This is a genomic window from Microbacterium sp. GW823-FHT02G05 (assembly GCF_058797175.1).
The window spans coordinates 1,052,973-1,076,002 of sequence record NZ_JBXAJK010000002.1 but is presented as its reverse complement, the minus strand read 5'-3'; the positions used below and the strand labels follow the sequence as shown (position 1 = coordinate 1,076,002).

Below are 23,030 nucleotides of genomic sequence, written 5' to 3'. Positions count from 1 at the left end.
CAGACTCCTGTCACTTCAATAGATTGAAGACATGTTCAATAAAGTTCATGACGGTGGCCTGACCGTCCTCGGTGGGGCCTACGAGCTCAGCGACAATGTGAGCTGGGTGCCGCGCGGATCGACCGGATACCAGGCGTCCAACTGCTACCTCCTCAGCGAGGGCGACGCACACCTCCTGATCGACTCCGGCATGGCCGTGCACGGCACGACCGTCCTCGACGACCTGGCCACCCTCATCGGCGAGGGTGGCGGCGTCTCGATGTTCTTCACCCGTCCCGAGATGGACTGCGTGTCGAACCTCGAGCCCATCGCACGTCGCTTCGACATCCTGCGTCTGTTCACCGGCGGTGTCATCAACCCCTTCGACGCCTTCGATGACGTCAGCCGCATCGCCCTGCGAGGCCGCCGGCAGCAGATCGACGGCACGCGCACGGTCGAGGGTGACGCGCTGGAGCGTGCGATGAGCATCGAGATCGCTCCGGGCCGCATCCTCGACGTGCAGTCGCCGCTGCTGCGGCTGCTGCCCACGTTCTGGGGATGGGATGCCCGTACGGGCACCCTGTTCACCTCCGACACCTTCACGCACGGCGTGCTGGCAACCCCCGAGAGCTACCGCTTCATCGACGACACGGTCGAAGACGACACGACCGTCGAGCAGGTCGCCGCGCACCTCTTCGCCAAGTACGAGTGGCTGCCGCGCGCGACGAAGTACCCGCTGCGGGACTGGCTGGCCAGCACCTTCGAGGGCTACGAGCCCGAGGCCATCGCGCCCTCTCGCGGATCCGTCATCCGCGGACGCAACGCCGTCCGCCGCCACCTCGACCTCATGTTGGCCGCACTGGCCGACGACGCCGCATAGGAGCATCCATGTCCAACATTGTCGAGACGATGGCCGATGAGTTCCCCCGCGAGATCTCACCGGGCGTGTTCTGGATGGGCGCCTGCCTGCCCTTCCACCTCTCCGACCGGGTGATCCACGGTCACAACTCCGCCTACGTGGTGCGCGGCACCGAGGCATCCGTCATCATCGACACCGGCAACCCGTCGAGCTGGCCCACCATCTCCGCCAAGCTCGACGAAATCCTCGGTGATGAGCCACTGACCTATGTCTTCCCGACGCACCCTGAACTGCCCCACACCGGCAACCTTCCGCGGCTCGTCGAGAAGTACCCGAACGTCAAGGTCGTCGGCGACATGCACGACTACCACCTCTTCTACCCGCAGATCGTCGACAACCTGAACCCGCATGTGCCGGGCGACCGGATCGATCTCGGAGGAGGGCAGGAGCTGCTCATCGTCGAGGCGATGATCCGCGACCTGCCGAACACGCAGTGGGCCTTCGCCACCGACGGCAAGGTGCTCTTCACCGCAGACGGGTTCTGCTACATGCATCGCCCCGAACTCGATGACGAGGATCCCCTGCACCTGCCTGGCGAATGCGCGCTCACCACCGACGAGCTGCGCGAGCCGATCGCCGTGGAGAACGCCGCGTTCTTCACGGGGAGCGCCCTGTACTGGGCGCGCTTCAACAACGACGCCGACCGGGTCTACGACCGCGTTCTCGGACTCGTCGACGAACTGGACGTGCGATTCGTCGCACCCACCCACGGCAACGTCATCACGAATGTGCGTGAGGTCGAGCCGATCATCCGAGCGGGCCACAAGCAGGCCTACCGCTACTAGCGGCAGGCACCGCTCACCATCGCTGTTCCCCTGTAGTCACCCATCCTGAGTACCAGAACGGAACCCGAAATGAACCGATCACGCCTGTGGGGCCTTGGTGTCCTCACCGTCGCGGCCGTCACCCTCGCCGGCTGCGCCGGCGGCGGCGCAGCGACACCCGACAGCAGCGCCCCCGCGAAGACCTTCGACAATGTTGTCGTGGCCGTGGGCGCGCTTCCCGACAGCCTCACTCCTTCACCGTGGGGTGGCAGCGCCTCACACGTCGTGCTCACTGGGCTCGGCTCGCAACTGCTCTCCTATGACCGCAGCGGCACCGATGAGGAGATCTGCGCAGACCCGTCGACGGAGGTCACCGGTCGCCTCGCGGAGAGCGCCGAGATCAACGAGGACGGCACCGGAGTCATCGTGAAGCTGAAGAAGCTCACGAGCCAGTGGGGCAACACCCTCTCGTCCGAGGACGTGGCGTGGAGCCTCGCGATCGGCATGATCCGCCAGCCTGTCATGAAGGGCACGCTCAAGAGCAGCGGCTTCGACGTCGACAACCTCACCACGATCATCGACGAGAGCACGGTCCAGCTGAACACCACGGCGGCCACGTCCTTCACGCTCCAGTCGCTGCAGAACAATCTCTTCTTCATCCACGACAGCACCGAGGCGAAGAAGCACGCCACCGACGCCGACCCGTCGGCGAACGAATGGCTGTCGAAGAACCTGGCCGACTACTCGGGCTGGGAGCTCGAGGAGTTCACTCCGGGAACGTCGCTCACGCTGACGGCCGACCCCGACTGGGAAGGTGAGCGCGGTGCCGTCAAGCGCCTCGTCGTCAAGGCGGCGCCGAACACTGCGACGCGCAGCCAGCTGATCGAGGCGGGAGAGGCGCAGGTCGCCGGTTCCTTCGAGTACGACCAGTACACGGCACTCGCGAAGGCCCCCGGTGTCGAGGTTCTCGATTGCGCGAGCCAGACCCGCGACACGATGATGATGAACACCACGGCCGGCCCGCTCGCCGAGCCCGAGGTGCGCCGTGCAATCTCGATGGCGATCGACCGTGAGGCACTCGTCAAGGGTGCGTACGCCGGCTACGGCACGCCTGCAGAGTCCATCTTCCCGATGGTGGATGGCTCGGATGCCTACTCCTTCGATCCGAAGGCCGCGAAGAAGATGATCGCCGACGCCGGATTCCCTGACGGATTCGACATGGTGCTCAGCTACAGCGTCACCCGTCCCGGCCCCGTGGCCGCGCGCTCCGCGGTGCTGATCCAGTCGATGCTCGGCGAGGTCGGCGTGAAGGTGGAGCTGCAGAACATCGCCAGCTCGACCGACTTCTCGACCGCGCTGATCGACGGCCGCTACCAGGCTGCGCTCTATTCCGAGCCGATCGTGATCGCCGATCCGGCCTTCTACAGCTACGCGTTCTACGGCACGGGTGCCCCGAGCAACAGCACCGGCTGGTCGGACCCGCGCTTCGACGAGGCCCGTCTGGAGCTTGCCGCGACGCCGCACGAAGAGGCAGACGCCCGGGCGAAGCTGTTGGAGCAGATGGCGGGCTACCTCGACGAGGGCGCACCCATCATCTCGCTCGTCGAGACGAAGAACATGCTCGCCCGCGCACAGGGCCTCACCGGAGCTGTGCCGTTCACGAACGGGCAGATCTACTTCAACGAGCTGAGCAACTAGCACCACGTTTTCCCACCTCCGGTGCCGGTCGGTGACTTTCCCGGCCGGCACCGGGCTCGAAAGGAGCAGGACCCCATGATCGAGATCTGCGGCAAGCAGGTGCGCGACACCCTCGAAGAACTGCTGGACCCGAAGACCACCGGCCTCGTCGTGATCGACATGCAGAAGGGTGCCGTGTCGCCCGGTGGCGCGATCGGCGACTCCGGACACGACCTCAGCATGATGGCGGGAATCGCCGACCAGTGCGGTCGAGCCATCCGTGCCGCGCGTGCTGCGGGCGTAGAGATCTTCCACATCCGCGTCGAGAACCTTCCCGACGCCAAGAGCTCGCCGGCCGCCTGGCTGCGCACGCTCTACAAGACGGCGAACGGCCGCCCGATCGACCTCGGCCGCCTCAGCCTCAAGGGCGACCCGGCCACCGAGTTCGCAGAGCAGTGCCAGCCGGAGGGCGACGAGGTCGTCATCACGAAGCGTCGCCCGAGCGCCTTCACGAGCACCGAGCTGGCGCTGCTGCTGCGTGCGCAGGGTATCGAATCCGTGGCTCTCGTCGGCGTCTCGACGGGCGGATGCGTCGAGTCGACGCTGCGCGACGCTGTGGCGAACGACTTCTACGCCATCCTCATCGACGACGCGGTCGGGGCGTACGACACGGTCGTGCACGATGCCGCTCTCACAGTGATGCGCGCCCGCCACGACTACTGCTCGCTCGACGAGGCCGTCGCCGTGTGGGAGAACGCCGCTCGCTGAGCGACGTCAGGAAGACGGAGAAGACCGTGACAACGACGAGTGTGCACCGCATCGGCGGTGAGATCGCACTGGATCACACCGTGAGCTGGGCGCCCCCGGGCGCATCCGGTTCGCAGGAGGTGAGCGCGTACCTGGTGCGCGGCGCCTCCGGCGCGGTCCTCGTCGACACCGGGCTGCGCCTGCACGAGGACGCCGTGCTGGCGCAGCTCGCCGAACTGCTCGATCCGGGTCAGCCGCTCTCGGTGCTGCTGACACGCACCGAGATGGAGTGCTGCCTCAATCTGCCGGCGATCGAGGCCGCCTTCGGCCTCGACGCGGTCTGGTACACGGGCGGCATCACCGTTCCACGCAGTCATGCCGAGGTGCGTCGGGTGAGCGTGGAGCCCGGCACCTCCCAGTGGGTCGAGCCGTATCCCGGACTGCGGCTGGAGCTGATCTCCCCGATGATGCGGCTGCTGCCGACGCTCTGGGTGTACGAGCCCGAGACGGCGTCACTGCTGACATCCGACGCCTTCACCCACGGTGGCGTCGATGGGCGCCCCGTCGAGTCGGGACTGCAGAAGTTCGCCTGGTTCACCAGGGCCGAGACGACGGCGATCGCCGCGCACGTGCGGCAGGTCGTCGAAGAGCGCCCGGTCGCCCTGATCGGCCCCGGCTACGGAGCGCCGTTCGAGGGTGCGAGCACCGTCACCGCCCAGGCGCTCATGCTGGCGGCTGCGATCGAGAAGGTCGGTGTGAGATGACACAGCGGGATGCCGCGCCGCGGCGGATCGCCGACGGCGTGTACTGGCTGGGCGGCTGTCTGTCGGCCTTCGGTCACGGCGAAGAGGTGCACTATCACGTGTCGGCCTACCTCGTCATCGGCACCGAGCGCTCGGCACTGATCGACACGGGCGACCCTGCGCACCGTGAGACCGTCATGGCGCAGCTCGCGCAGGCGCTCGGCGGTCGCACGTTGGACTACGTCGTGCCGACGCATCCGGAGATCCCGCACGCGGGCAACCTGCCTGCGCTGCTGGAGCGGTACCCGGATGCGCAGATCGCGGGGGAGACCCGCGACTACCACCTGCACTTTCCCGAGTACGCCGACCGGCTGTGGCCCGTGGCTGCGGGTGAGAGGATCGATCTCGGCGGCCGTGAACTGCTGCTGCTGCCGGCCTACATCCGGGACCTGGAGAACACGACCTGGGCCTGGGATTCCGGGGCCGGCGTGCTCTTCGTCTCCGACGGCTTCTCGTACATCCATGATGTGCCGGGGTCCGACGACGAGGACGACGAGCCCGTCCACCGGCCCGGCCAGTGCCGCCTGTACTCCGGTGAGATGCCGGAGCCGCCGACGGTTGCGCAGGCCGCCTACGGCACGGGGCGCGCCCTGTACTGGACGAAGTTCGTCGATGTGAGCGACGCCTTCGCCGCGATCGAGAAGGTGCTCGACGAGCATCCGACCTTCTTCATCGGCCCTGCACACGGCAATGTCATCGACGACGTCGCCGGGATGCTGCGGACCTCACTCGCGGCGCACCGCGCCGTTTATGTGGGGCGAGGACTCGGCCAGTGACGCAGAGCAGACAAGACATGCAGATTCCAGCGAAGCCGCAGAACGAACTGCGGGCTTCCAGAGGCGAAAGAAGAAACGATGCGTGATCTCATCGGATACGGGGAGAACCCACCAGTGGTGGGATGGCCGGATGGCGCGAAGGTCGCCGTCTCGCTGGTGCTGAACTACGAGGAGGGGGCGGAGAGCGCGATCGCCGATGGTGATGCGCGCGACGAGGACATCTCGATCTTCGGCGGCTGGTCGGCCGACCCCACGAAGCGCAGCCTCATGAAGGAGTCCTTCTTCGAGTACGGCAGCCGCGTGGGCATCTGGCGCTACCTCGGCATGTTCCGCTCCTTCGGTGTGCGTTCGACCGTCATGGCCTGCGGCGCTGCGCTGGAGCGGAACCCCGAGGCGGCGCGCGCGATCGTGCGCGACGGACATGAGATCTGCGGCCACGGCTACAAGTGGCGCGGTCTGGTCGGGATGACGCCGGACGAGCAGCGTACGGAGATCCGCAAGGCCGTCGACGCGATCGAGCGCGTCGCGGGCGTGCGCCCGCAGGGCTGGTACGTGCGCGAGGGGATCACGGAGGAGACCCGCGACATCCTCGTCGAGGAGGGCTTCCTCTACGACTCGAATTCGTACTCCGATGATCTGCCCTACTACGTCGAGACCGCGCACGGCCCGCACCTCGTGGTGCCGTACTCGGGCGACACGAACGATGCCCGGTTCTGGGGCACGGGAAGCCTCGGCAGCCCTGATGACTTCTTCTCCGTGCTGAAGGATTCGCTCGACTGCCTGCTGGCCGAGGCGGAGGACGTGCCGAAGATGATGTCGGTGGGCATCCACCTGCGCATCGGCGGCCGTCCCAGTGTGGCGATGGCGGTACGCCGCTTCCTGGCGTACGCACAGTCACAGGAGGGTGTGCTCTTCGCGACCCGTGAGGAGATCGCCCGCTGGTGGCTGGAGCAGGCACCCGCCACGTCGCCGCTGGCGGTCGAGGGGGCATCGCGATGACCGTCGACCTCACGAAGCTCGTGCACAATGCCGAGGACATCGGGTTCTCCGACCTCTCGAAGCTCGGTCTCAAAGGGCAGAAGGATGAGGGGCAGGTGTGCACCCTCATCTCGCGAGACCTCAGCGGGTCGGATGACCTCAACGTGAGTCTCGGGCGCATTCTGCCGGGCCAGCATCACCTCTGCCACCACCACCCGGATGCCTCGGAGTTCTACGTCGTGATCGCCGGGACGCCCATCGTGCACCTGAACGGCGTCGAGCACCGCGCCCGCCCGGGGGATGGCATCTACATCCCGCGCGGGACGAGCCACGGCATCACGAACGACACGGATGTGGTCGTCGAGCTGGTGGTCGGCATGAGCAAGCCCGCCGACTGGGAGTTCGTGTCGGACGAATGAACGCCATGAACACCCCGCGCCCCGAGGTGGGCCTCATCACCGCCGACCCCACGCCGACGCTGCTCGGACTGCTCGATGTGCTCGGCGTCGACTCGATCGTGATCGACGCCGAGCAGACCGGCATCACGGCCGCACAGTGCACGGATGCCGTGCAGCGGCTGGCGGGATCCGGTGTGCGGGTGGGCGTGCGTGTCCCCGAGCTGCGCGACGACTGTCTGCTCACCTTCGCGAACACGGGGGTCGACGAGCTCGTCCTTCCGCGAGTGCGCTCGACCGCAGAGCTCGAGTCCGCGTATCGCGCGACGCGGTTCCCGCCGCTCGGCGAGAGGCCCCGCCAGGTGTCGCGCGCCTCCCGCTACGGCACCGAGTACACCCACGTGCCGATGCTGTCGGTCCTTTTCGAGACGGTCGAGGCCGTCGATGCCGTCCGAGAGTTCGCTTCCCATGAGCTTTTCGCGGGCGGATGGATCGGGCCCACGGACCTCGTCGACGACCTGAGCCGCCATGATCGGGCGGGCGAGTTGGATGCACGTGTGCAGGACGTCATCGACGTGGTGGCCGGTGCGGGGCATCCGATCGGACTCCCAGCTCCCAGCGCGGCACGCGCGGGCGAGGTGCATGCACGCGGCGCGAGCAGAAGCGCCATATATTGGGAGCGCGAAGTCACCGCCACGCTGCGTGCGCTTGTCGCCGCGCGGGGCACTAAGGCGCAAGGAAGCGCCCAGCTATAATGACGAACCGTCAGTGAAGTGAAGGGTTGACCGTGGACACCACTGCAGCGTCGAAGATCGTCGGCGAAGAGGGGCCTGATCGGGATTTCTGGATCACCCACCTGGGAGCGCAGCTCCGTGAGCAGCGTACAGGCCGCTTCACAGTGGAGGAGCTCGCAGAGCGCGCAGGGGTCAGCGCGGGTCTGATCAGTCAGATCGAGCGCGGTATCGGCAATCCCTCGTTCGCGACGCTGCTGCGCCTGGCGAACTCGCTCGACCTTCCGTTGGCGAGCATGTTCGCCAACCCCGAGCCTGACAATGACCACATGGTCGTGCGTCGCGCCGACCGGCGTCGCATCGAGATCCCGTCGCAGGGCATCATCATGGAGCTCATCGTCCCCGACTCGGAGCGCAAGCTCGGCGTCGTCAACATGACGATCCCGGCGCACTTCGACGGCGCTCTCGTGCCGCACTCGCACGAGGGCGAGGAGTGCGTACTGGTGAGTTCGGGACGTCTCGTCGCCACCGTCAGCGGACGCGACTTCGAGCTCGAGGCCGGAGACAGCCTCACCTACGACGCCTCGCTGCCGCACTGGTGGAGCAACCGCACCGACTCCGCGGCCGTGATGCTGGCGATCTCGACCCCGCCGTCGCTCGGCCGCGCACACTGAGCACGCCATGACTGCTCCCGGTGCTTCGGCGCGCCTCGGCGTGCTCGTTCCGTCATCGAACTCGAACGCCGAGTCCTCGATCCAGCGGATGCTCGCAGGTCGCGACGATGTGGCCGCGCACGTCACACGCTTCCGCCTGCCGGCGTCGCTCGACGATCGCATCGATGCCGGTGTGCTCGGCGATGCGCCCGCGCTGATCGCCGATGTCGAGCCCGATGCGGTTGCCTTCCACGGCACGTCGGGATCGTGGACCGGGTTCGACGGTGACCGGGGTCTGTGTGACCAGCTCGCCGAGATCACGGGAGCGCCCGCGACGACCGCGACGCTCGCGGTGCTCTCGGCGCTGCAGTCACTCGGCCTGCAGCGGGTCGGGCTGGTGTTTCCGGGGCCGCGCGAGATCGCGGAGCAGATCGTGGCGCAGTACCGCGCCGTGGATGTCGACTTCGTGACGCTGTCGGCGCCGGATGTCATGCTCAGCAATCCAGAGATCGCGCGGGTCGACGAATCCTGGATCGACGCCCTGATTCGCCCGGCGTTCGACGCCGACGACCTCGACGGCGTCGTCTGCATCGGAACCAACCTGCGCTCGGCCTACCGGGTCACGGCGTTCGAAGCGGAGTTCGGGATCCCCGTGATCGACAGTGCGACGGCGACGCTCTGGGAGATGCTCAGGAAGAGCGGTGTCGGCGCGGCGATCCCCGGCTGGGGACGTCTGCTCGCAGAAGCGCGCTGAGGTCGTCCACGGCCGATGCGCGGCATCCGCGTTTTGGTGTGCTGTCAGGCGGCGATCGCCGTCTGCCAGGCGTGCACGATCTGTGCGCGGGGCGCGATCCACGCCGTCGCGGATGCTTCTGTGAGGAAGTCGTCGAGTGCCCGGATGTAGGCGGGGCGGCCGATGATGCGCGGGTGCAGGCCCACGCTGAGCACGGATGCTCCGGCACGGTCGTCTTCCTGGAGCTCGGCGAGTGCGCTGCTGAGGTAGGAGCGGAACGCCTGCGCGGTGGGGTACTGCGACAGCAGCGCGGAGTCGTTGGTGTCGCCCGCGTACGGCAGCACGGGAAGGGAGAGGCCGTCTGTCGCGGCGTGGGGCAGATCGTCGTTGAAGCTGTTGGAGTCGTAGAGCATGTCGGCGTCGAGCATGATCGCCCGACTCTGCAGGGTGAGACCGTCGCGGGAGTACCAGGTGGTCGCGCGCTCGCCGGTGAGCGCGGTGATCGCGTCGGCGGACGACAGGATGCGGTCGCGCTCCTCGGTGGGGGAGAGGTGCGTGTGCGTATCCCACTGCCTGCCGTGATCGGCGATCTCGTGCCCGTCGCGCACGAGCGCGCGGGCGATCTGCGGGTTGGCCTCGAGCGCGGCGACGCAGCAGAACGCGGTCGCCGTCGCCCCGTGGCGGCGCAGCGTGCGCAGGACGCGCCAGATGCCCGCCCTCGCGCCGTACTCGAAGGCGGATTCGAGGTCGAGGTTGCGCTGGATCGGATGCGGTGCGTGCCGCAGCCAGTGCCCGCCGAGGTCGTCGGCGATGTCCCCTCGGGCGATGCTCCGCTCCGCGCCCTCCTCGACGTTGATCACGAGAGACACCGCGACTCTGCTGCCGCCGGGCCAGGTGAAGACCGGCGGGTGCTCGCCGTAGCCGTGCATGTCGCGAGGGAGGGGGTGTGCCGTCATGGGGTGCTCCGCAGGGTCAGGGCATCAGTGCCATATGGCTATAGTGAAGCATCTTCGATAGAATGAATCTACCGTCTGAGAGGGCGGTCGTCGAGAGGAAGTGCGATGTCAACGTTGATACGCGCGGGAGTCGTTGTTCCTGCCATCGAGGGCACGATCGTCGAGAACGGCGCTGTCGTCGTCGAGCACGGTCGCATCACCGAGGTGCTCGACGCGCGTGCTGCCGAGGCCGCTGTCACCGCTTTCACTGGGGAGGTCATCGACGAGCCGCAGAGCGTGCTCATGCCGGGACTTGTGAACATCCACACGCACGGCGTCAGCCCTTCGCCGCTGTTTCCCAGCGGCTCGGCGGCACTCGCTGACGAGCGGTGGAGGTCGAACCTCGACCGCCACCTTCGCGCCGGCACGACGACGGTTCTCAGCACGTGCGGCCTCGGCAGCATGGAGGAGATCCGCTACGCCGATGCGAACCACGCCGTGCACGTCCGAGCGGCCACGGCCCACACCCCGGGTGCGATCGACGCCGCCCGCGCCGCCGACGGCGCTGGTCTCACCGCCCGTCACCGCATCCTCACGATCGAAGCGATGCTCGATGCCGGCGCCGTCGCGATCGGTGAACTCGGCGGAGGGCAGACGCTCGGCGGCGGAGGGCAGGACCTCGTGTATCTGCCGGCCGCGATCCGCGAACGCACCGGCTGTGTCGTGACTCAGGCACAGGCCCGCGCGTTGAAGGAAGCCGTGCTCGGCCGGTTCATGAGCGAACGCCGCTACCAGGCTGAGGCGCTCGCCGCAGCCGCGGACGCGGCGGGCATCACGGGTATCACGACGGAGGAGCTGCGAGAGCTCATCGTCGCGACGGTGATGCCCTCCGTCGGTCACGCCCGCGATGGCATCCGAGAGGGGATCGAGGCGGCGCGCATCCTGGGCGTCCCTGCCCTTGTGCACAGCGCCTCGGCGTCCGCCGAACTCATCCGCTCGCTGCAGATGCAGCGCGATCCTCGGCAGGCGACGATCATCGCGGGTCATGTCAATCACACCTCTCACACCGTGGAGGAGGCCGTCGCCCTGGCGGAACTCGGACGCGAATCGGGCTGGCACGCGGAGGCGAGTGTCTTCGACCTGCTCGAAGGGCGCGAGACGGTGCAGACACGCGAGCACTGGGACGCACTGATGGCGGTGCCGGGTCTCGTCGACGTGATCGCGACCGACTACGGGCACGACGGCCGCCACGACTCCCTCATCGCGGCCGTGCGCGACCTGGTCGACGCGGGCCACCGCACACTCGCGCAGGCCGTCGAGATGGTGACGTCTGCGCCTGCGGCGCTCATTCCGGGCCTCGTGCGTGGTGGCGCGATGCTGCGCACCGGTGCCCCGGCAGACCTGCTGCTCACGCGTCGGGACGACCTGCGCCAGGTGCAGCGCGTCATCGTCGGAGGCGAGACCGTCGTGCACAACGCGGACGCGCTGGCCGGTTCGTCATGACGCTCACACCGCTGCAACGCGCCATCGTCGCTGATCTTCTGGGTGCGGACGTGGCCACTACCGACGGCGAGACCATCGCGGCAGCTTCGGAAGGCCTGCGCGCCGACACCGAGCTCTTTCGCGCGGAGGCGACGACTTTCCTCGAGCGTGAGGGCGGAGACCTCGGGGATGTGAAGGATGACTGAGCTCTGGCGGCTGGGCGTGGAGGATGCCGCCGAAGCGCTGCGCGCAGGAGAGGCCACGAGTGTTGCTCTCGTGCAGGCCGCACTCGATCGCGCCGACGAGACTGAGCACATCTCGCATGCCTGGGCGTATCTCGACCGTGAATCCGCTCTCGCCCAGGCGCGAGCGAGCGATCGTCGCCGCGCCGAGGGCGCGCCGCTCAGTCCTGTCGACGGTGTGCCGCTGGGAGTCAAAGACGTCATCGACGTCGCCGGGATGCCCACCGTGGCCGGCTCTGATTCACTGCGACTGGCACCACCCGCCGTGAGCGACGCGGCTTCCGTCGCGCAGTATCGCGCGCACGGTGGCGTGCTCCTCGGCAAGACCCACACCTATGAGTTCGCCTTCGGGCAGGGGGAGCCGCCGACCCGAAACCCGCGCGATCCGTTGCGCTATCCCGGCGGATCGAGCATCGGGTCGGGAGTGGCGGTCGCGGTGGGATCCGCCCCGGCGACGCTCGGCACGGACACGGGCGGATCGATCCGCAATCCCGCATCCATCAACGGGCTCGTCGGACTCAAGCCGACGGCGGGTCTCGTCTCCACGCAGGGCACGATCACGATCAGTGCGACCATGGATGCGATCGGCCCGCTCACGGCATCCGTCGACGGCTGCGCGCTCATCCTCGATGCGATCTGCGAACCAGAGGTGCGCGCTCACGCATTCGACGGATCGATCAGCACGGCGGTGGAGCGAGCGCGCGGTCCGCGACGCGTCGGCGTGGACCGCGGGATCTGGCGCCGTTGGGGAGTAGGTGACGCGTTGCAGGAGGCGACGATCGCGGGACTCTCTCGTCTGGATGATGTCGAGCTCGTCGAGGTCGACCTGCCGTCGCTGGACCTCGCTCTGGTCGCTGGGCTCCTCATCTCGCTGTCTGAATCCGTCGAACAGCATCGGTCTCGGTTGCAGCGAGCCGCGGCCGACTACCTGCCCGGCACGCGCACGATGGTCGCCACGGGCGCGCTGATCGACGCCGACGACATCAGTCTTGCGCACCGGGTGCGCGCAGCGTTGCGGCGCGAGATCGAACGCACGCTGCAGGCCCACGGGCTCACGGCGCTGGCGTCGCCGACACTTCCCGCGGCCGCACCGCTGCTGGCGACGATGGCGATGGAGCTGACCGACGCACACGATGAGGACTCGCTCGGCAGTGCGCTGCGGATGCTCAGCGCTGCGAATCTCACAGGGCTGCCCGCGCTGAGCGTGCCGTGCACCGAGATCGACGGTCTGCCCGTCGGACTGCACCTGCTCGGGGCGGCCTTTGCCGATGCGGAGCTGCTGGCGCTCGGCCGGCGTGCAGAGCGGGCGATGCCGTGGCGTTCCCAGGTGCCGTTGGATCCGCGTGGCTGATCAGGGTTCTTCCCATCGAGCTCGTGTCAGAGTAGATGTCTGACTTCGACAGAACAGGCGGATGACATGGCAGCAGCACCGGCTGAGCGCGAGACGCTCACGTGGGATGGTTTCGGAGAGGCGACGCGCGATCTGGCCCGCCGTATCCTCGACGATGGCTTCGAGACCGAGGTCGTCGTCGCGATCGCACGCGGTGGGCTGCTGCCGGCGGGGGCAATCGCGTACGGGCTCGGTGCGAAGAACTGCGGCGCGATCAACGTCGAGTTCTACACGGGCATCGGCACCGTCCTGGATGCTCCCGAGGTGCTGCCGCCCGAGCTCGACATGGCCTATCTCGACGGGCGCCGCGTGCTGCTCGTCGATGACGTCGCGGACTCCGGTCGTACCCTCGCACTCGCCGTGCAGCTGCTCAAGGACAAGGGTGCGGATGTGCGCTCGGTCACGATCTACACGAAGCCCTCGACGATCATCCAGCCCGACTACGCCTGGAAAGACACCGACCTGTGGATCGACTTCCCGTGGTCGGCCAAGGGAACCGTGCGCGAAGAGGACGCGGGCCTCGTCGGCAGCGCCTAGTCCCCGGTAGGCTCGGCCTCAGATCGAGGTCGAGGGGGACACATGTCGACAGCGGAGGTGGCGCCGAGCACAGCGCCCGCGGCGGGAACGCTGCCGGGTGCGGAGATCATCGGGCGCATCCGGAGACTGCTCCTCGTGACGCTGCTTGCGACGGCGGTGTACATGATGCTGACGGGAGCGAGCCGCGGGTTCTGCCCTGGGGGAATCACCGGCGACGGTCGGTTTCTCGATGCATCCGGCCAGGTCACGACCGTTGCGCCGGACTGCATCACGCTGAACCTGAAGCCCAGCCCTCTGGTGCTCGTCGCTCTCATCGGACTCGTGTTCTGGGCGCTGTCTGCCGTGCAGCGCCGTGCGGTCGATACGGCCAGCGCGCTCCGCTACCTGAACCGAGTGATGGTCGTCATCGTGGTGCTGGCGCTCGTGGCCGGTCTGATCGCGCACGTGTGGTTCCGCCTTCTCCCACTGGAGGCCTGGGCCGAGACCGGAACGCTGATCTACCCCTTCCCGTTCGGGGCGGTCGACATGACGGTGTCGCCGATGACGGGCCCCTGACGACGCAGCTTGTCGCACGCCAGCCTCGCCGAGAAACCATTTCCTGCCTGACACACCATGGCGTGCGTGGTTTCTCGCGCAGAGAGTGGTTTCTCGCGTTCAGCGCCCCGTGAACTCTGGCGTCCGCTTCTGCTGGAACGCGGCGAAGCCCTCGCGGTAGTCGTCGGTGTCGCAGAGCGCGGCCTGCGCGGCATTCTCGATCGCGACGGAGTCCCAGAGGGCGAGGCGCTCATCCCGAATCCGCGCGATGAGCTGCTTGCTCGCGAGGAAGGCGGCGGTGGCGCCGCGGGCGGCGTGAGCCGCAGCATCCTGTGTCGCCTGCTGCACCTCGTCGTCGGGGAAGACGCGGGAGAAGAGTCCGGATGCCACGGCCTCGGCACCGCTCATGAGCCGGCCGGTGTAGATCAGGTCGAGTGTCTTGTGGGCGCCGAGTCGTTCGTAGAAGAGGGCGTGCCCGCCCGAGTCGAGCGTCGCGCCGAGGGCTGCGAAGGGCGACCCGATCTTCGCCTTTTCTGCCACGTAGACGACGTCGGTCGCTATGAGCAGTCCGAGTCCGACGCCGAGGCAGGCGCCCTGTGCTGCGGCGAACGTGGGCGCCGGGAAGGTCGCCATGCGCTGCAGCAGTGGGGTGACGAGCCCGTCGAGGTATCCCATGACGTCGTCGTCACGCGGGTCGACAGCCGAGATGTCGCGCCCCGCGCAGAAGGAGCGGCCTTCGCCGCGCAGCACGAGGGCCCGCACGCCGGCCGCCTCTGCGGCGTCGTACGCCGACCCGAGCTCGGTGAGCGCCGCAGCATCCAGAGCGTTGAGCTTGGACGGCGCGTTGAGCGTGACGTGGGCGATGTCATCGGCGATGGTGAGGTCGATCATGGCTGCTCCTATCGGGGCGGCTAGACGTCGTAGTCGACGACGAGACGGTCGCTGGTCGGGTGGGACTGGCAGGTGAGCACGTAGCCGCGTTCGAGCTCATCGGGTTCGAGCGCGTAGTTCTCGGTCATCGTGACGCTGCCGATAAGCACCCGCGCACGGCAGGTGCCGCAGACGCCGCCCGCGCAGGCGAAGGGAGCATCGGGGCGGATGCGCAGCGCGGCGTTCAACACCGACTCGTGCGCGTCGATGGGGCTCTCGACCGTGGAAGACACCCCGTCGAGCGTGACCTCGATGCGGTACGACGGTGCATCCTTCGCGACGACCACGGGGCGCGCGGCGCGAGCCTCGGCCGGTGCCTCTCCTGTTGTGAACAGCTCGAAGCGGATGTGCTCGCGCGGCACGCCGAGGTCGCTGAGGATCTCCCGTGCCAGGTCGACGAGCGCGAAGGGCCCGCAGAGGAACCATTCGTCGACGGATGCCACGGGCACGAGCTTGTCGAAGATCAGGCGCAGCTTCTCCTCGTCAAGGCGGCCCGAGAGCACGGGCGCCGTGCGCTGCTCGCGCGACAGCACGTGGTGCAGGGCGAGGCGCGTGGGGTAGCGATCCTTCAGCTCGGCGAGATCCTCCAGGAACATCACGTCGCTCGTTGCGCGGTTCGTGTAGAGCAGCGTGAAACGGGCCGTCGGAGATTCGGCGAGAACGGTGTGCGCGAGCGCCATGAGCGGCGTGATGCCGGATCCGGCGGCGATGCCCACGACGTGCTTGTCGTCGAACGCGGGAAGCGCGGAGGTGAAGGTGCCCTGCGGACTCATGACGTCGATCGAGAAGCCCGGCTTCAGCTCGGTCTGCGCCCAGGTCGAGAAGGCGCCGCCCTCGTCGCGCTTGATGCCGACGCTGAGCGTCGTGTCGCCGCCGTCGGCGGGGCGCTGCGGTGCGCGGCAGAGTGAGTAGGAACGACGGATCTCCGCCCCGTCAAGATGCGTGCGCAGGGCGACGTACTGCCCGGACGTGTAGTCGTACTCGTCAACGAGATCGGCCGGTACGGCGAACGTGACCTCGACAGCGTCGTCCGTGAGCGGGCGGACGTCATGCACCTCGAGGGTGTGGAAGCGGGCGCGGCGTCGCGCCGGAGCATCCGCCGTCTGCTTCTGAGTCGGGGGAGCGGTGGGCATCGCGAACAGGGGCATCAGCGCACCCTTTCTGCCAGTGGACGTGGCTCCATCAGTGGACGTGGCTCCATCAGTGGACGTGGCTCCATCAGTGGACCTTGAAGTGATCGAAGGGTTCGAGGCAGGCACGGCACTCGTAGAGCGCCTTGCAGGAGGTCGAGCCGAAGCGCGAGACCTCGCGGGTGTCGAGCGAGCCGCACTGCGGGCAGCGCACGCTCAGCGCGAGGCGGATAGGGCCGGATGCCACGGCGGCGCGACCGGTCGGTGGGGCGATCCCGTACGAGGTGAGCTTCTGCTTGCCGGCGTCGCTCATCCAGTCGGTCGTCCATGCGGGAGAGAGCACGAGCCGCACCTCCACGTCATCGAAGCCGGCCGCGGTGAGCGCGAGCACCACGTCGTCGCGGATCGTGTCCATTGCGGGGCATCCGCTGTAGGTCGGGGTGATCTCGACCTGCACGCGGTCGCCGTCGAGGGACACCGCGCGCAGCACGCCGAGGTCTTCGATCGTGAGCACCGGAACCTCGGGGTCGGGGACGGATGCGGCGATGCGCCAGGCGTCGTCTCGTGTGCGCTGAGGGGAGGGGGTGCGTGCGGTCATGGTGCTCACCAGGTCGCTCCGGGGTGGCGGCGGGCGAGCACCTGCATCTCGGCGAGAAGGTGGCCGAGTTCGGTGAAGTGCGAACCATGGCGTCCGCCGGCCGAGGAGGAGAACCCCACGGGCACAGTCAGCTCGGCCTCGGTGAAGACCGTGTCGACGACGGCGTCGAAGCCCGCGCGCAGTGACGAGGGGCGCACGGCGACGCGGCCCAGGCGGTCGGTCAGCGCCTCGTCACGGAAGAGCTCGTCGACGTAGGGCCAGACATCTCCCACGGCGCGGATGATGCGGGTGCGCGATTCGTCGGTGCCGCCGGCGAGGCGCAGCATCCACTGCACTGCATGATCGCGGTGGTAGTCGACCTCTTTGAGTGACTTCTCGGCGATCGCGGCGAGCGTGGGGTCGGTGCTGTGGCGCAGGGCTGAGTACAGCTCGAAGAGGTAGGTGGATGCCACGAACTGGCGCGCGATCGTCTGCGCGAAGTCGCCGTTGGGCTGCTCGAAGAGCCAGGCGCTTCGGAACTCCGGCTCATCGCGGAAGTAGGCGAGGTCGTCTTCTGAGCGGCCGTCCCACGAGCCCGCGTACCGGAGCAGCGAGCGCGCGTGACCGAGCAGGTCGAGACCGATGTTGCCGAGGGCGACATCTTCTTCGAGTTCGGGGGCGCGGGAGATCCAGGCGCCGAGCTGCTGCGCCAGGATCAGCGCGTCGTCGCCCAGCCACAGCGCGTACTCGGCGATGTCGGCGCTCGGCGCTTTTGCGGTTCCGCCGGCGAGTTCATCGCTCAGGCGCAGAGCTTCGACGGTGACGTCACCGTGGACGTCTCCGTGCACATCGATGTCGTGCGCGCTCACAGGTGGGGCACCCCTTCGGAGGCGGTGTAGTACACCGCGTGACGGTAGTTCTTGCCGGCGGGGCTCTCGAAGAACGCGCCCTTGGCGTCGGCATCGCTCGTCGTCACGGCATCGGCGGGGACGACCCAGATCGAGACGCCCTCGTTGCGGCGGGTGTAGAGGTCGCGGGCGTTGCGCACGGCCATGTCGGAGTCGGGGGCGTGCAGCGAGCCGACGTGCACGTGGCTGAGGCCGCGGTTCGCGCGCACGAAGACCTCCCAGAGGGGCCAGGGCTCGGTGGGGGATGCGCCGGGAGTGGTCATCACGCGATCGCCTTCGTCTTGAGTGCTTGCTTGCGGGCGTACTCGGCTGCGGCTTCGCGTACCCAGGCGCCCTCTTCGTGTGCCGTGCGGCGGCGTTCGAGACGCTCGGCGTTGCAGGGTCCGTTGCCACGCAGCACCTGGAAGAACTCGTCCCAGTCGATCTCGCCCATGTCGTACTCGCCGGTCTCGTCGTTCCATTTGAGGTCGGGATCGGGGAGCGTCACGCCCAGAATCTCGGCCTGCGGCACGAGCATCCCGACGAAGCGCTGGCGCAACTCGTCGTTCGTGAAGCGCTTGATCTTCCACGCCATGGACTGCGCCGAGTTGGGCGACTGGTCGTCCGGCGGACCGAACATGGCGAGCGCAGGCCAGTACCAGCGGTTGACGGCGTCTTGCGCCATCCGCCGCTGCTCTTCCGTGCCCTGCATGAGGGTGAGCAGGATCTCGAAACCCTGGCGCTGGTGGAACGATTCTTCTTTGCAGACGCGCACCATGGCGCGGCCGTAAGGACCGTAGGAGGCGCGGCAGAGCGGCACCTGGTTGGCGATGGCGGCGCCGTCGACGAGCCATCCGATTGCCCCCATGTCTGCCCAGGTGGGCGTGGGGTAGTTGAAGATCGACGAGTACTTGGCCTTGCCGCTGATGAGCTGGTCCATCATCTCGTCGCGGGTGATGCCGAGCGTCTGCGCTGCCGAGTAGAGGTAGAGGCCGTGACCCGCTTCGTCTTGCACCTTGGCCATCAGGATGGCCTTGCGCTTGAGGCTCGGGGCGCGGGTGATCCAGTTGCCCTCGGGCTGCATGCCGATGATCTCGGAGTGCGCGTGCTGTGAGATCTGGCGGATGAGCGTCTTGCGGTAGGCATCCGGCATCCAGTCGCGGGGCTCGATGCGCTGCTCGTTCGCGATGAGCTCGTTGAAGATGCGCTCTTCGTCGCTGAGCTCGTCGTTGCTGACGAGCGTGAGGTCTGCGGGGGAGGTCATCGGTGACTCCTCGTGTCGGGGCTTCTTTACTGACCGATCGTTAGGTTATTCTTGCACGGGTGGGGCTGTGGTGCAATACGGCCCAGAATCGGTTCATCGAAGGGGATGACATGGGTGGAGTGAAGATCGGTCCGGATGCCACGCAGCTGCGCGCGATGCTGCAGGCGGATCAGGCCTCAGCGGCGCTGGGAATGGTGCTCGAAGTCGACGAGCCCGGGCTCGCGGTAGTGACGATGACCGTGCGCGAAGACATGACGAACGGCTTCGCGATCACGCACGGGGGACTGGTCTTCACGCTCGCAGATACCGCGTTCGCCGTGGCGTGCAATGAGGACGACCGCGTGACGGTGGCGCAGGGCGCGGACGTGACGTTCTTGAAGTCGACCGGAGTCGGAGAGGTGCTGACCGCGACCGCGCGGCGGAAGGTGCTGCGCGGGCGGAATGGGGTCTACGACATCACCGTGACAGATCAGACGGGGGAAGTTGTCGCGGAGGTGCGCGGGAGGGCGTTCGTTACGGGGAGGTGAGGGGGCTTCTCGAAGCAGTCGCCCTCAGCTCTCATCATCCAGTGACATCGCCTCCGTATCCCCACTCATCACCGCGCGCGCATACTTCTTCGCATACCGTTCCAGCGCAGCATCCGCTTCGGCTTCGCCGTCCCACTGGTCGGCCAACACCACGCCATCAACGGTGCAACGCGTCACCTGCGCAGGTGAGAAAGCCACCGGCGTGCGCACGAACTCGCACCGCGTGAACGTCGTCGACGCCGAGAACACGACACCCTCAAACGTGCAGTCGATGAACTTCGCACCGTCGAACTGGGCTCCAATGAGGTCAGTGCCGTCAAACGCGCAGCGTTCGAAGACGGCGTTCGGAACCGAACGCAGCCGCGTGGCCTTCGCGCCCGTGAAGTCGCAGTCGATGACCTTCGGGCCGATCGAGAGCCGCGAATGCTTCGCATCCCGAAAGCTGCACCGTTCCAACAGCCGCCCGAAGTAGGGCTGTCCGGTCAGCGCCATCCCGTCGAAGCGGCAGTCGGTGAGCACGGCCTCGAACGTGCGCAGTGCGCCGCGAGCGTGGCTCAGATCCAGACCGTGCAGCGTCACATAGCGGATGTCGATTCCGGCCTTGCCCGCATCGATACCGCGCAGGTCCACGAGACCGGCATCCGTCTTTGGCCACCGCGAGGTGAGCGTGTGCGGCGGCTTCGGGATCCGCTGCTGTGTGACGAGCTGGGCGCGGACGTCGTCGATATCCGCCGCATCCCAACGGCGGCGCAGGGCGGTAGGGCCGCCCACTACGCGGGAATCTCGTCAGGCCGATACTTTGGCAGCCGTGATGCCGGCAGCGCCGCGGCCGCGCTGACGCCCGCGAGGATCAGGAAGCCCAGCTTGAGCGTGCGCAAACGCTGCTCCTCGTTGAGGGTGATCGCCGCCTCGATCTGCTCGTCCGTCGCCGTCGTGTTCTCCAGGACGCTGCGCAGATTGTCGTTGCTCACGAAGTTGACCTGGTCGAGGTCGACCTGTGCCACGAGTTCGGCGGGCAGTTCGGGGTGCTCCTCCACGGCCTGAGTGACGCCGAAGCTCAATGTGGTGACCAGTACGGCGCCCATGACGGCCGTGCCGACGGCGGATGCCAGGTTCTGCGTCGTGCCGCGCAGGGATCCGACATCGCCCGCCAGCTCCTTCGGCGCCGCGGTGACCAGCACGTTGAAGACGAGCGTGACCAGTGCGCCCTGGCCGATGCCGAAGACGATGAGTCCGAGAATCGTCGGCAGTGTCTCCCAGTTGTTGTTGACGACGAACGCCAGCCACAGCAGCGCCGCGGTCGTCAGCACGAAGGAGAACAGGGCGATGCTGCGCGGCGAATACTTCTTGTAGAAGCGGATGACGAGCATGGCCGTCACGAAGACCGTGAGGTTGAACGGCATCATCGCGAGCGACGTGTCGAACGGCGTGCGCCCCTGCACGACCTGGATGTAGGTCGGCACCGTGAAGTTCACGGACGCTTCCATCGCGACGATCACGAACATCGCGTAGATGGCCGCACGCTCACTCGGCCGTCGCAGCACGCTGAGATCGACCAGCGGAACCTTCCCGTCGCGCATCCGTCGCTTCGTCCAGACGAAGAACAGCTGCCCGAGGATCACACCGACGATGACGAAGACGGGAGCGGGGGAGAAACCGGCGATCGTGAAGGGCGCGGTCTCGGTGGCGAAGAAGATGCCCCAGCCGTTGAGGTTGTTGAACCCGAGGGTGAGCAGCACGATCGCCGATCCGATGAGCGCGGATGCGACGAGGTCGATCTTGATCTCGCGGTTGCCCTTGTCGCTGCGCAGGCTGAAGCTCAACAGGAACACGGCGATCGCGAGCCCGAGCGTGACGAAGAACACGGGCCGCCAGCCGACCAGCGTGCCGATCGTACCGCCGATGAGGAAGGCGCTCATGCCCGAGAAGGCGCGGGCGGATCCCAGTGATCCCACCGCTGTCGCCTGCTGGCTGCCGCGATAGTTCTCGGCGATCAACGCCACGAGAGCCGGAACGATGATGGCGGCCGCAGCCCCCGCGAGCACCTGCCCGCCGATCGCCCAGCCGACGCTCGGCGACACGATCATCATGACCGACGAGCCCGCGAAGACGACGATGACGACGCGGAAGATCAGCACCCATCCGATGCGCTGCCCCAGCTTCGCACCGGTCATCACGAGCGCTGCCACCGCAAGGCCGTACACGACGATGGTCGAGGATGCGACGGTCGGTGGGACGCCGAAGTCCTCGACCATCCCGCCGAGCGAGATCGGGAGCGCCGCGACGTTGAACGACATCAGCACTTGGGCGAGGAACAGGCCGATCATCGGCCCCCAGGAACGCTTCTCTTGGATGGCATCGTCAACGAGCGAGGTGTGAGACATCGACGGATCTCCTAGGAGGCAAAGCTGTCAAGAGTGCTGGATGCGAAGAGGTTGAGCCCGAGGGACCGGGACAGATAGGCGCAGGCGCGCTGTCCGCGGATGCTGTTGCCCGCCGAATCCAGAGGTGGAGAGAAAGCGCCGAGCGCCCCCTTTCCTGGAGCGACCGCCACGATGCCGCCGGATACGCCGGATTTCGCCGGGAGCCCGACCTCGAACAGCCACTCGCCGGAGCGTTCGTACAGGCCGCACGACGCCAAGAGCGCGAGCGTGTCGCGGCTCGCCCAGGGCGACACCACCTGTTCGCCTGTGATGGGGTTCACGCCGCCATTCGCGAGCGTCGATCCCATGATCGCGAGATCGGTCGCGGTCACAGAGAGCGCGCATTGGCGGGTGTAGATATCGACGATGTCGAGGGGGTCAGGATCGAGTCGCTTGTAGCTCTGCAACAGGCGAGCGATCGCCTTGTTTCGCTGATTCGTGAGCATCTCTGACTCATAGACGGTGTCGTCCATCTCGAGTGCGCGACCTGCGAATCGGGAGAGTCCGTTGCGGATGTTCTCCCACTTCGCCGCCGTCGTCCGCCCCGACATCAGCGCCGTCGTCGCGATCGCACCGGCGTTCACCATCGAGTTCATGGGGTTGCCGCCGTTGAGCTCCACGGCCATGACGGAGTTGAACGGCAAGCCGGTGTTGTTCACGCCGATGCGGTCATGGATGGCGGCGTGGCCGATCTCTTCGCAGACCAGCGCGAACACGAACGCTTTCGAGATCGATTGGATCGAGAAGGTGATGTCTGCATTGCCCGCGCTGTGTGTGCTGCCGTTGATGCCGACGAGCGTCAGCCCGAACCAGCTCGGGTCGGCCTCGGCGAGGATCGGGATGTAGTCGGCGACCACTCCATCGGACAGACCCGCGTACCGCGCATGCGCACCCGCGATGAGGTCATCGACATGCGACTTCGCGGGCAGGTCTCCTGTGGAGGCCTGTTGGGTGACATCGAGTACGTCCGATTCGAACATGGTTCCTCCTCCGTCACGTCAAGAATGGCAAAGGCAT

At 67.4% G+C, this 23,030-nt stretch carries 27 protein-coding genes; 17 read left to right on the top strand and 10 right to left on the bottom strand.

Going from position 1 to position 23,030, the window contains the following annotated elements:
• The first annotated feature begins 31 nt into the window (after positions 1-31).
• The 11 genes from AC1REM_RS15095 (at position 32) to AC1REM_RS15045 (ending at position 9,176) form a co-directional block, all read left to right on the top strand.
• A complete protein-coding gene (locus AC1REM_RS15095) occupies positions 32-859 on the top strand; it encodes a hypothetical protein (protein WP_492515347.1) in 828 nt (275 codons plus the stop codon).
• A gap of 8 nt (positions 860-867) precedes the next feature.
• The gene (locus AC1REM_RS15090) at positions 868-1,683 is read left to right on the top strand and encodes an MBL fold metallo-hydrolase (RefSeq protein WP_492515346.1); all 816 of its coding nucleotides are present in this window, start codon (positions 868-870) and stop codon (positions 1,681-1,683) included.
• 69 nt (positions 1,684-1,752) lie between these two features.
• Positions 1,753-3,360, top strand: coding sequence for an ABC transporter substrate-binding protein (locus AC1REM_RS15085; RefSeq protein ID WP_492515345.1), 1,608 nt, complete (start codon positions 1,753-1,755; stop codon positions 3,358-3,360).
• A gap of 75 nt (positions 3,361-3,435) precedes the next feature.
• On the top strand, positions 3,436-4,107 hold the full coding sequence (locus AC1REM_RS15080) for a cysteine hydrolase family protein (RefSeq protein ID WP_204937871.1): 672 nt from the start codon (positions 3,436-3,438) through the stop codon (positions 4,105-4,107).
• Between the two features lie 26 nt (positions 4,108-4,133).
• Positions 4,134-4,850 (top strand): MBL fold metallo-hydrolase, encoded by a 717-nt coding sequence (locus tag AC1REM_RS15075; protein WP_492515344.1) that lies wholly within the window; start codon positions 4,134-4,136, stop codon positions 4,848-4,850.
• A complete protein-coding gene (locus tag AC1REM_RS15070) occupies positions 4,847-5,665 on the top strand; it encodes an MBL fold metallo-hydrolase (protein ID WP_492515343.1) in 819 nt (272 codons plus the stop codon). The genes AC1REM_RS15075 and AC1REM_RS15070 overlap by 4 nt, the downstream gene beginning before the upstream one ends.
• A 78-nt stretch (positions 5,666-5,743) precedes the next feature.
• Positions 5,744-6,664, top strand: coding sequence for a polysaccharide deacetylase family protein (locus tag AC1REM_RS15065; protein WP_492515342.1), 921 nt, complete (start codon positions 5,744-5,746; stop codon positions 6,662-6,664).
• On the top strand, positions 6,661-7,062 hold the full coding sequence (locus AC1REM_RS15060; protein WP_492515341.1) for a cupin domain-containing protein: 402 nt from the start codon (positions 6,661-6,663) through the stop codon (positions 7,060-7,062). Before AC1REM_RS15065 ends, AC1REM_RS15060 begins: the two co-directional genes overlap by 4 nt.
• A 5-nt stretch (positions 7,063-7,067) precedes the next feature.
• Positions 7,068-7,793: an aldolase/citrate lyase family protein gene (locus AC1REM_RS15055; RefSeq protein WP_492515340.1), complete on the top strand. Its 726-nt coding sequence runs from the start codon at positions 7,068-7,070 to the stop codon at positions 7,791-7,793.
• 32 nt (positions 7,794-7,825) lie between these two features.
• Positions 7,826-8,443, top strand: coding sequence for a cupin domain-containing protein (locus AC1REM_RS15050; protein ID WP_204937865.1), 618 nt, complete (start codon positions 7,826-7,828; stop codon positions 8,441-8,443).
• Positions 8,444-8,450: 7 nt separating this feature from the next.
• A complete protein-coding gene (locus tag AC1REM_RS15045; RefSeq protein WP_492515339.1) occupies positions 8,451-9,176 on the top strand; it encodes a maleate cis-trans isomerase family protein in 726 nt (241 codons plus the stop codon).
• 44 nt (positions 9,177-9,220) lie between these two features.
• Here the strand turns inward: AC1REM_RS15045 and AC1REM_RS15040 are convergent, their stop codons facing one another.
• Positions 9,221-10,111 (bottom strand): polysaccharide deacetylase family protein, encoded by an 891-nt coding sequence (locus AC1REM_RS15040; protein WP_492515338.1) that lies wholly within the window; start codon positions 10,109-10,111, stop codon positions 9,221-9,223.
• 105 nt (positions 10,112-10,216) lie between these two features.
• Between AC1REM_RS15040 and AC1REM_RS15035 the strand changes: the two genes are divergently transcribed.
• The 5 genes from AC1REM_RS15035 (at position 10,217) to AC1REM_RS15015 (ending at position 14,296) form a co-directional block, all read left to right on the top strand.
• Positions 10,217-11,593 carry an amidohydrolase family protein gene (locus AC1REM_RS15035; RefSeq protein WP_492515337.1) on the top strand — a complete coding sequence of 459 codons (1,377 nt, stop codon included), beginning with the start codon at positions 10,217-10,219 and terminating at the stop codon, positions 11,591-11,593.
• On the top strand, positions 11,590-11,778 hold the full coding sequence (locus AC1REM_RS15030; RefSeq protein ID WP_492515336.1) for a hypothetical protein: 189 nt from the start codon (positions 11,590-11,592) through the stop codon (positions 11,776-11,778). Before AC1REM_RS15035 ends, AC1REM_RS15030 begins: the two co-directional genes overlap by 4 nt.
• Positions 11,771-13,165: an amidase gene (locus AC1REM_RS15025; protein ID WP_492515335.1), complete on the top strand. Its 1,395-nt coding sequence runs from the start codon at positions 11,771-11,773 to the stop codon at positions 13,163-13,165. The genes AC1REM_RS15030 and AC1REM_RS15025 overlap by 8 nt, the downstream gene beginning before the upstream one ends.
• A 66-nt stretch (positions 13,166-13,231) precedes the next feature.
• Entirely contained in the window at positions 13,232-13,741 is a 510-nt protein-coding gene (locus AC1REM_RS15020) for a phosphoribosyltransferase (RefSeq protein ID WP_204937859.1), read from the top strand.
• 42 nt (positions 13,742-13,783) lie between these two features.
• Positions 13,784-14,296, top strand: coding sequence for a hypothetical protein (locus tag AC1REM_RS15015; RefSeq protein WP_492515334.1), 513 nt, complete (start codon positions 13,784-13,786; stop codon positions 14,294-14,296).
• A 99-nt stretch (positions 14,297-14,395) separates the two neighbouring features.
• Here the strand turns inward: AC1REM_RS15015 and AC1REM_RS15010 are convergent, their stop codons facing one another.
• From AC1REM_RS15010 to paaA, 6 genes are all read right to left on the bottom strand, one after another.
• Positions 14,396-15,166, bottom strand: coding sequence for an enoyl-CoA hydratase/isomerase family protein (locus tag AC1REM_RS15010; RefSeq protein ID WP_492515333.1), 771 nt, complete (start codon positions 15,164-15,166; stop codon positions 14,396-14,398).
• Positions 15,167-15,186: 20 nt separating this feature from the next.
• A complete protein-coding gene (gene paaE, locus AC1REM_RS15005) occupies positions 15,187-16,338 on the bottom strand; it encodes a 1,2-phenylacetyl-CoA epoxidase subunit PaaE (protein ID WP_492515508.1) in 1,152 nt (383 codons plus the stop codon).
• A gap of 85 nt (positions 16,339-16,423) precedes the next feature.
• Positions 16,424-16,933 carry a 1,2-phenylacetyl-CoA epoxidase subunit PaaD gene (gene paaD / locus AC1REM_RS15000; protein WP_492515507.1) on the bottom strand — a complete coding sequence of 170 codons (510 nt, stop codon included), beginning with the start codon at positions 16,931-16,933 and terminating at the stop codon, positions 16,424-16,426.
• Positions 16,934-16,938: 5 nt separating this feature from the next.
• Positions 16,939-17,781: a 1,2-phenylacetyl-CoA epoxidase subunit PaaC gene (paaC, locus tag AC1REM_RS14995; protein WP_492515332.1), complete on the bottom strand. Its 843-nt coding sequence runs from the start codon at positions 17,779-17,781 to the stop codon at positions 16,939-16,941.
• Positions 17,778-18,083: a 1,2-phenylacetyl-CoA epoxidase subunit PaaB gene (paaB, locus tag AC1REM_RS14990; protein WP_204937855.1), complete on the bottom strand. Its 306-nt coding sequence runs from the start codon at positions 18,081-18,083 to the stop codon at positions 17,778-17,780. The genes paaC and paaB overlap by 4 nt, the downstream gene beginning before the upstream one ends.
• On the bottom strand, positions 18,083-19,063 hold the full coding sequence (gene paaA, locus AC1REM_RS14985) for a 1,2-phenylacetyl-CoA epoxidase subunit PaaA (RefSeq protein WP_492515331.1): 981 nt from the start codon (positions 19,061-19,063) through the stop codon (positions 18,083-18,085). Before paaA ends, paaB begins: the two co-directional genes overlap by 1 nt.
• A gap of 110 nt (positions 19,064-19,173) precedes the next feature.
• Here paaA and paaI point away from each other — a divergent pair, with 110 nt between their 5' ends.
• Positions 19,174-19,590: a hydroxyphenylacetyl-CoA thioesterase PaaI gene (gene paaI / locus AC1REM_RS14980; RefSeq protein WP_492515330.1), complete on the top strand. Its 417-nt coding sequence runs from the start codon at positions 19,174-19,176 to the stop codon at positions 19,588-19,590.
• A gap of 24 nt (positions 19,591-19,614) precedes the next feature.
• Here the strand turns inward: paaI and AC1REM_RS14975 are convergent, their stop codons facing one another.
• From AC1REM_RS14975 to glsA, 3 genes are read right to left on the bottom strand one after another with little or no spacing between them, the layout of a single operon-like run.
• Entirely contained in the window at positions 19,615-20,361 is a 747-nt protein-coding gene (locus tag AC1REM_RS14975) for a pentapeptide repeat-containing protein (protein ID WP_492515329.1), read from the bottom strand.
• A complete protein-coding gene (locus AC1REM_RS14970; RefSeq protein ID WP_492515328.1) occupies positions 20,361-21,974 on the bottom strand; it encodes an MFS transporter in 1,614 nt (537 codons plus the stop codon). Before AC1REM_RS14970 ends, AC1REM_RS14975 begins: the two co-directional genes overlap by 1 nt.
• Before the next feature lie 11 nt (positions 21,975-21,985).
• Positions 21,986-22,993 (bottom strand): glutaminase A, encoded by a 1,008-nt coding sequence (glsA, locus tag AC1REM_RS14965; protein ID WP_492515327.1) that lies wholly within the window; start codon positions 22,991-22,993, stop codon positions 21,986-21,988.
• Between the last annotated feature and the right edge of the window lie 37 nt (positions 22,994-23,030).

What these genes read in the sequence shown, in the direction of transcription:
- AC1REM_RS15060 (WP_492515341.1), top strand. Translation starts at nt 6,661, where the DNA reads ATGACCGTCGACCTCACGAAGCTCGTGCACAATGCCGAGGACATCGGG.
- AC1REM_RS15080 (WP_204937871.1), top strand. Translation starts at nt 3,436, where the DNA reads ATGATCGAGATCTGCGGCAAGCAGGTGCGCGACACCCTCGAAGAACTG.
- AC1REM_RS15090 (WP_492515346.1), top strand. Translation starts at nt 868, where the DNA reads ATGTCCAACATTGTCGAGACGATGGCCGATGAGTTCCCCCGCGAGATC.
- AC1REM_RS15035 (WP_492515337.1), top strand. Translation starts at nt 10,217, where the DNA reads ATGTCAACGTTGATACGCGCGGGAGTCGTTGTTCCTGCCATCGAGGGC.
- AC1REM_RS15095 (WP_492515347.1), top strand. Translation starts at nt 32, where the DNA reads ATGTTCAATAAAGTTCATGACGGTGGCCTGACCGTCCTCGGTGGGGCC.
- AC1REM_RS15055 (WP_492515340.1), top strand. Translation starts at nt 7,068, where the DNA reads ATGAACACCCCGCGCCCCGAGGTGGGCCTCATCACCGCCGACCCCACG.
- paaE (WP_492515508.1), bottom strand. Translation starts at nt 16,338, where the DNA reads ATGCCCACCGCTCCCCCGACTCAGAAGCAGACGGCGGATGCTCCGGCG.
- glsA (WP_492515327.1), bottom strand. Translation starts at nt 22,993, where the DNA reads ATGTTCGAATCGGACGTACTCGATGTCACCCAACAGGCCTCCACAGGA.
- paaI (WP_492515330.1), top strand. Translation starts at nt 19,174, where the DNA reads ATGGGTGGAGTGAAGATCGGTCCGGATGCCACGCAGCTGCGCGCGATG.
- AC1REM_RS15065 (WP_492515342.1), top strand. Translation starts at nt 5,744, where the DNA reads ATGCGTGATCTCATCGGATACGGGGAGAACCCACCAGTGGTGGGATGG.
- AC1REM_RS15085 (WP_492515345.1), top strand. Translation starts at nt 1,753, where the DNA reads ATGAACCGATCACGCCTGTGGGGCCTTGGTGTCCTCACCGTCGCGGCC.
- paaB (WP_204937855.1), bottom strand. Translation starts at nt 18,083, where the DNA reads ATGACCACTCCCGGCGCATCCCCCACCGAGCCCTGGCCCCTCTGGGAG.
- AC1REM_RS15025 (WP_492515335.1), top strand. Translation starts at nt 11,771, where the DNA reads ATGACTGAGCTCTGGCGGCTGGGCGTGGAGGATGCCGCCGAAGCGCTG.
- AC1REM_RS15015 (WP_492515334.1), top strand. Translation starts at nt 13,784, where the DNA reads ATGTCGACAGCGGAGGTGGCGCCGAGCACAGCGCCCGCGGCGGGAACG.
- AC1REM_RS15070 (WP_492515343.1), top strand. Translation starts at nt 4,847, where the DNA reads ATGACACAGCGGGATGCCGCGCCGCGGCGGATCGCCGACGGCGTGTAC.
- paaA (WP_492515331.1), bottom strand. Translation starts at nt 19,063, where the DNA reads ATGACCTCCCCCGCAGACCTCACGCTCGTCAGCAACGACGAGCTCAGC.
- paaD (WP_492515507.1), bottom strand. Translation starts at nt 16,933, where the DNA reads ATGACCGCACGCACCCCCTCCCCTCAGCGCACACGAGACGACGCCTGG.
- AC1REM_RS14970 (WP_492515328.1), bottom strand. Translation starts at nt 21,974, where the DNA reads ATGTCTCACACCTCGCTCGTTGACGATGCCATCCAAGAGAAGCGTTCC.
- AC1REM_RS15020 (WP_204937859.1), top strand. Translation starts at nt 13,232, where the DNA reads ATGGCAGCAGCACCGGCTGAGCGCGAGACGCTCACGTGGGATGGTTTC.
- AC1REM_RS15030 (WP_492515336.1), top strand. Translation starts at nt 11,590, where the DNA reads ATGACGCTCACACCGCTGCAACGCGCCATCGTCGCTGATCTTCTGGGT.
- AC1REM_RS15010 (WP_492515333.1), bottom strand. Translation starts at nt 15,166, where the DNA reads ATGATCGACCTCACCATCGCCGATGACATCGCCCACGTCACGCTCAAC.
- AC1REM_RS15045 (WP_492515339.1), top strand. Translation starts at nt 8,451, where the DNA reads ATGACTGCTCCCGGTGCTTCGGCGCGCCTCGGCGTGCTCGTTCCGTCA.
- AC1REM_RS15040 (WP_492515338.1), bottom strand. Translation starts at nt 10,111, where the DNA reads ATGACGGCACACCCCCTCCCTCGCGACATGCACGGCTACGGCGAGCAC.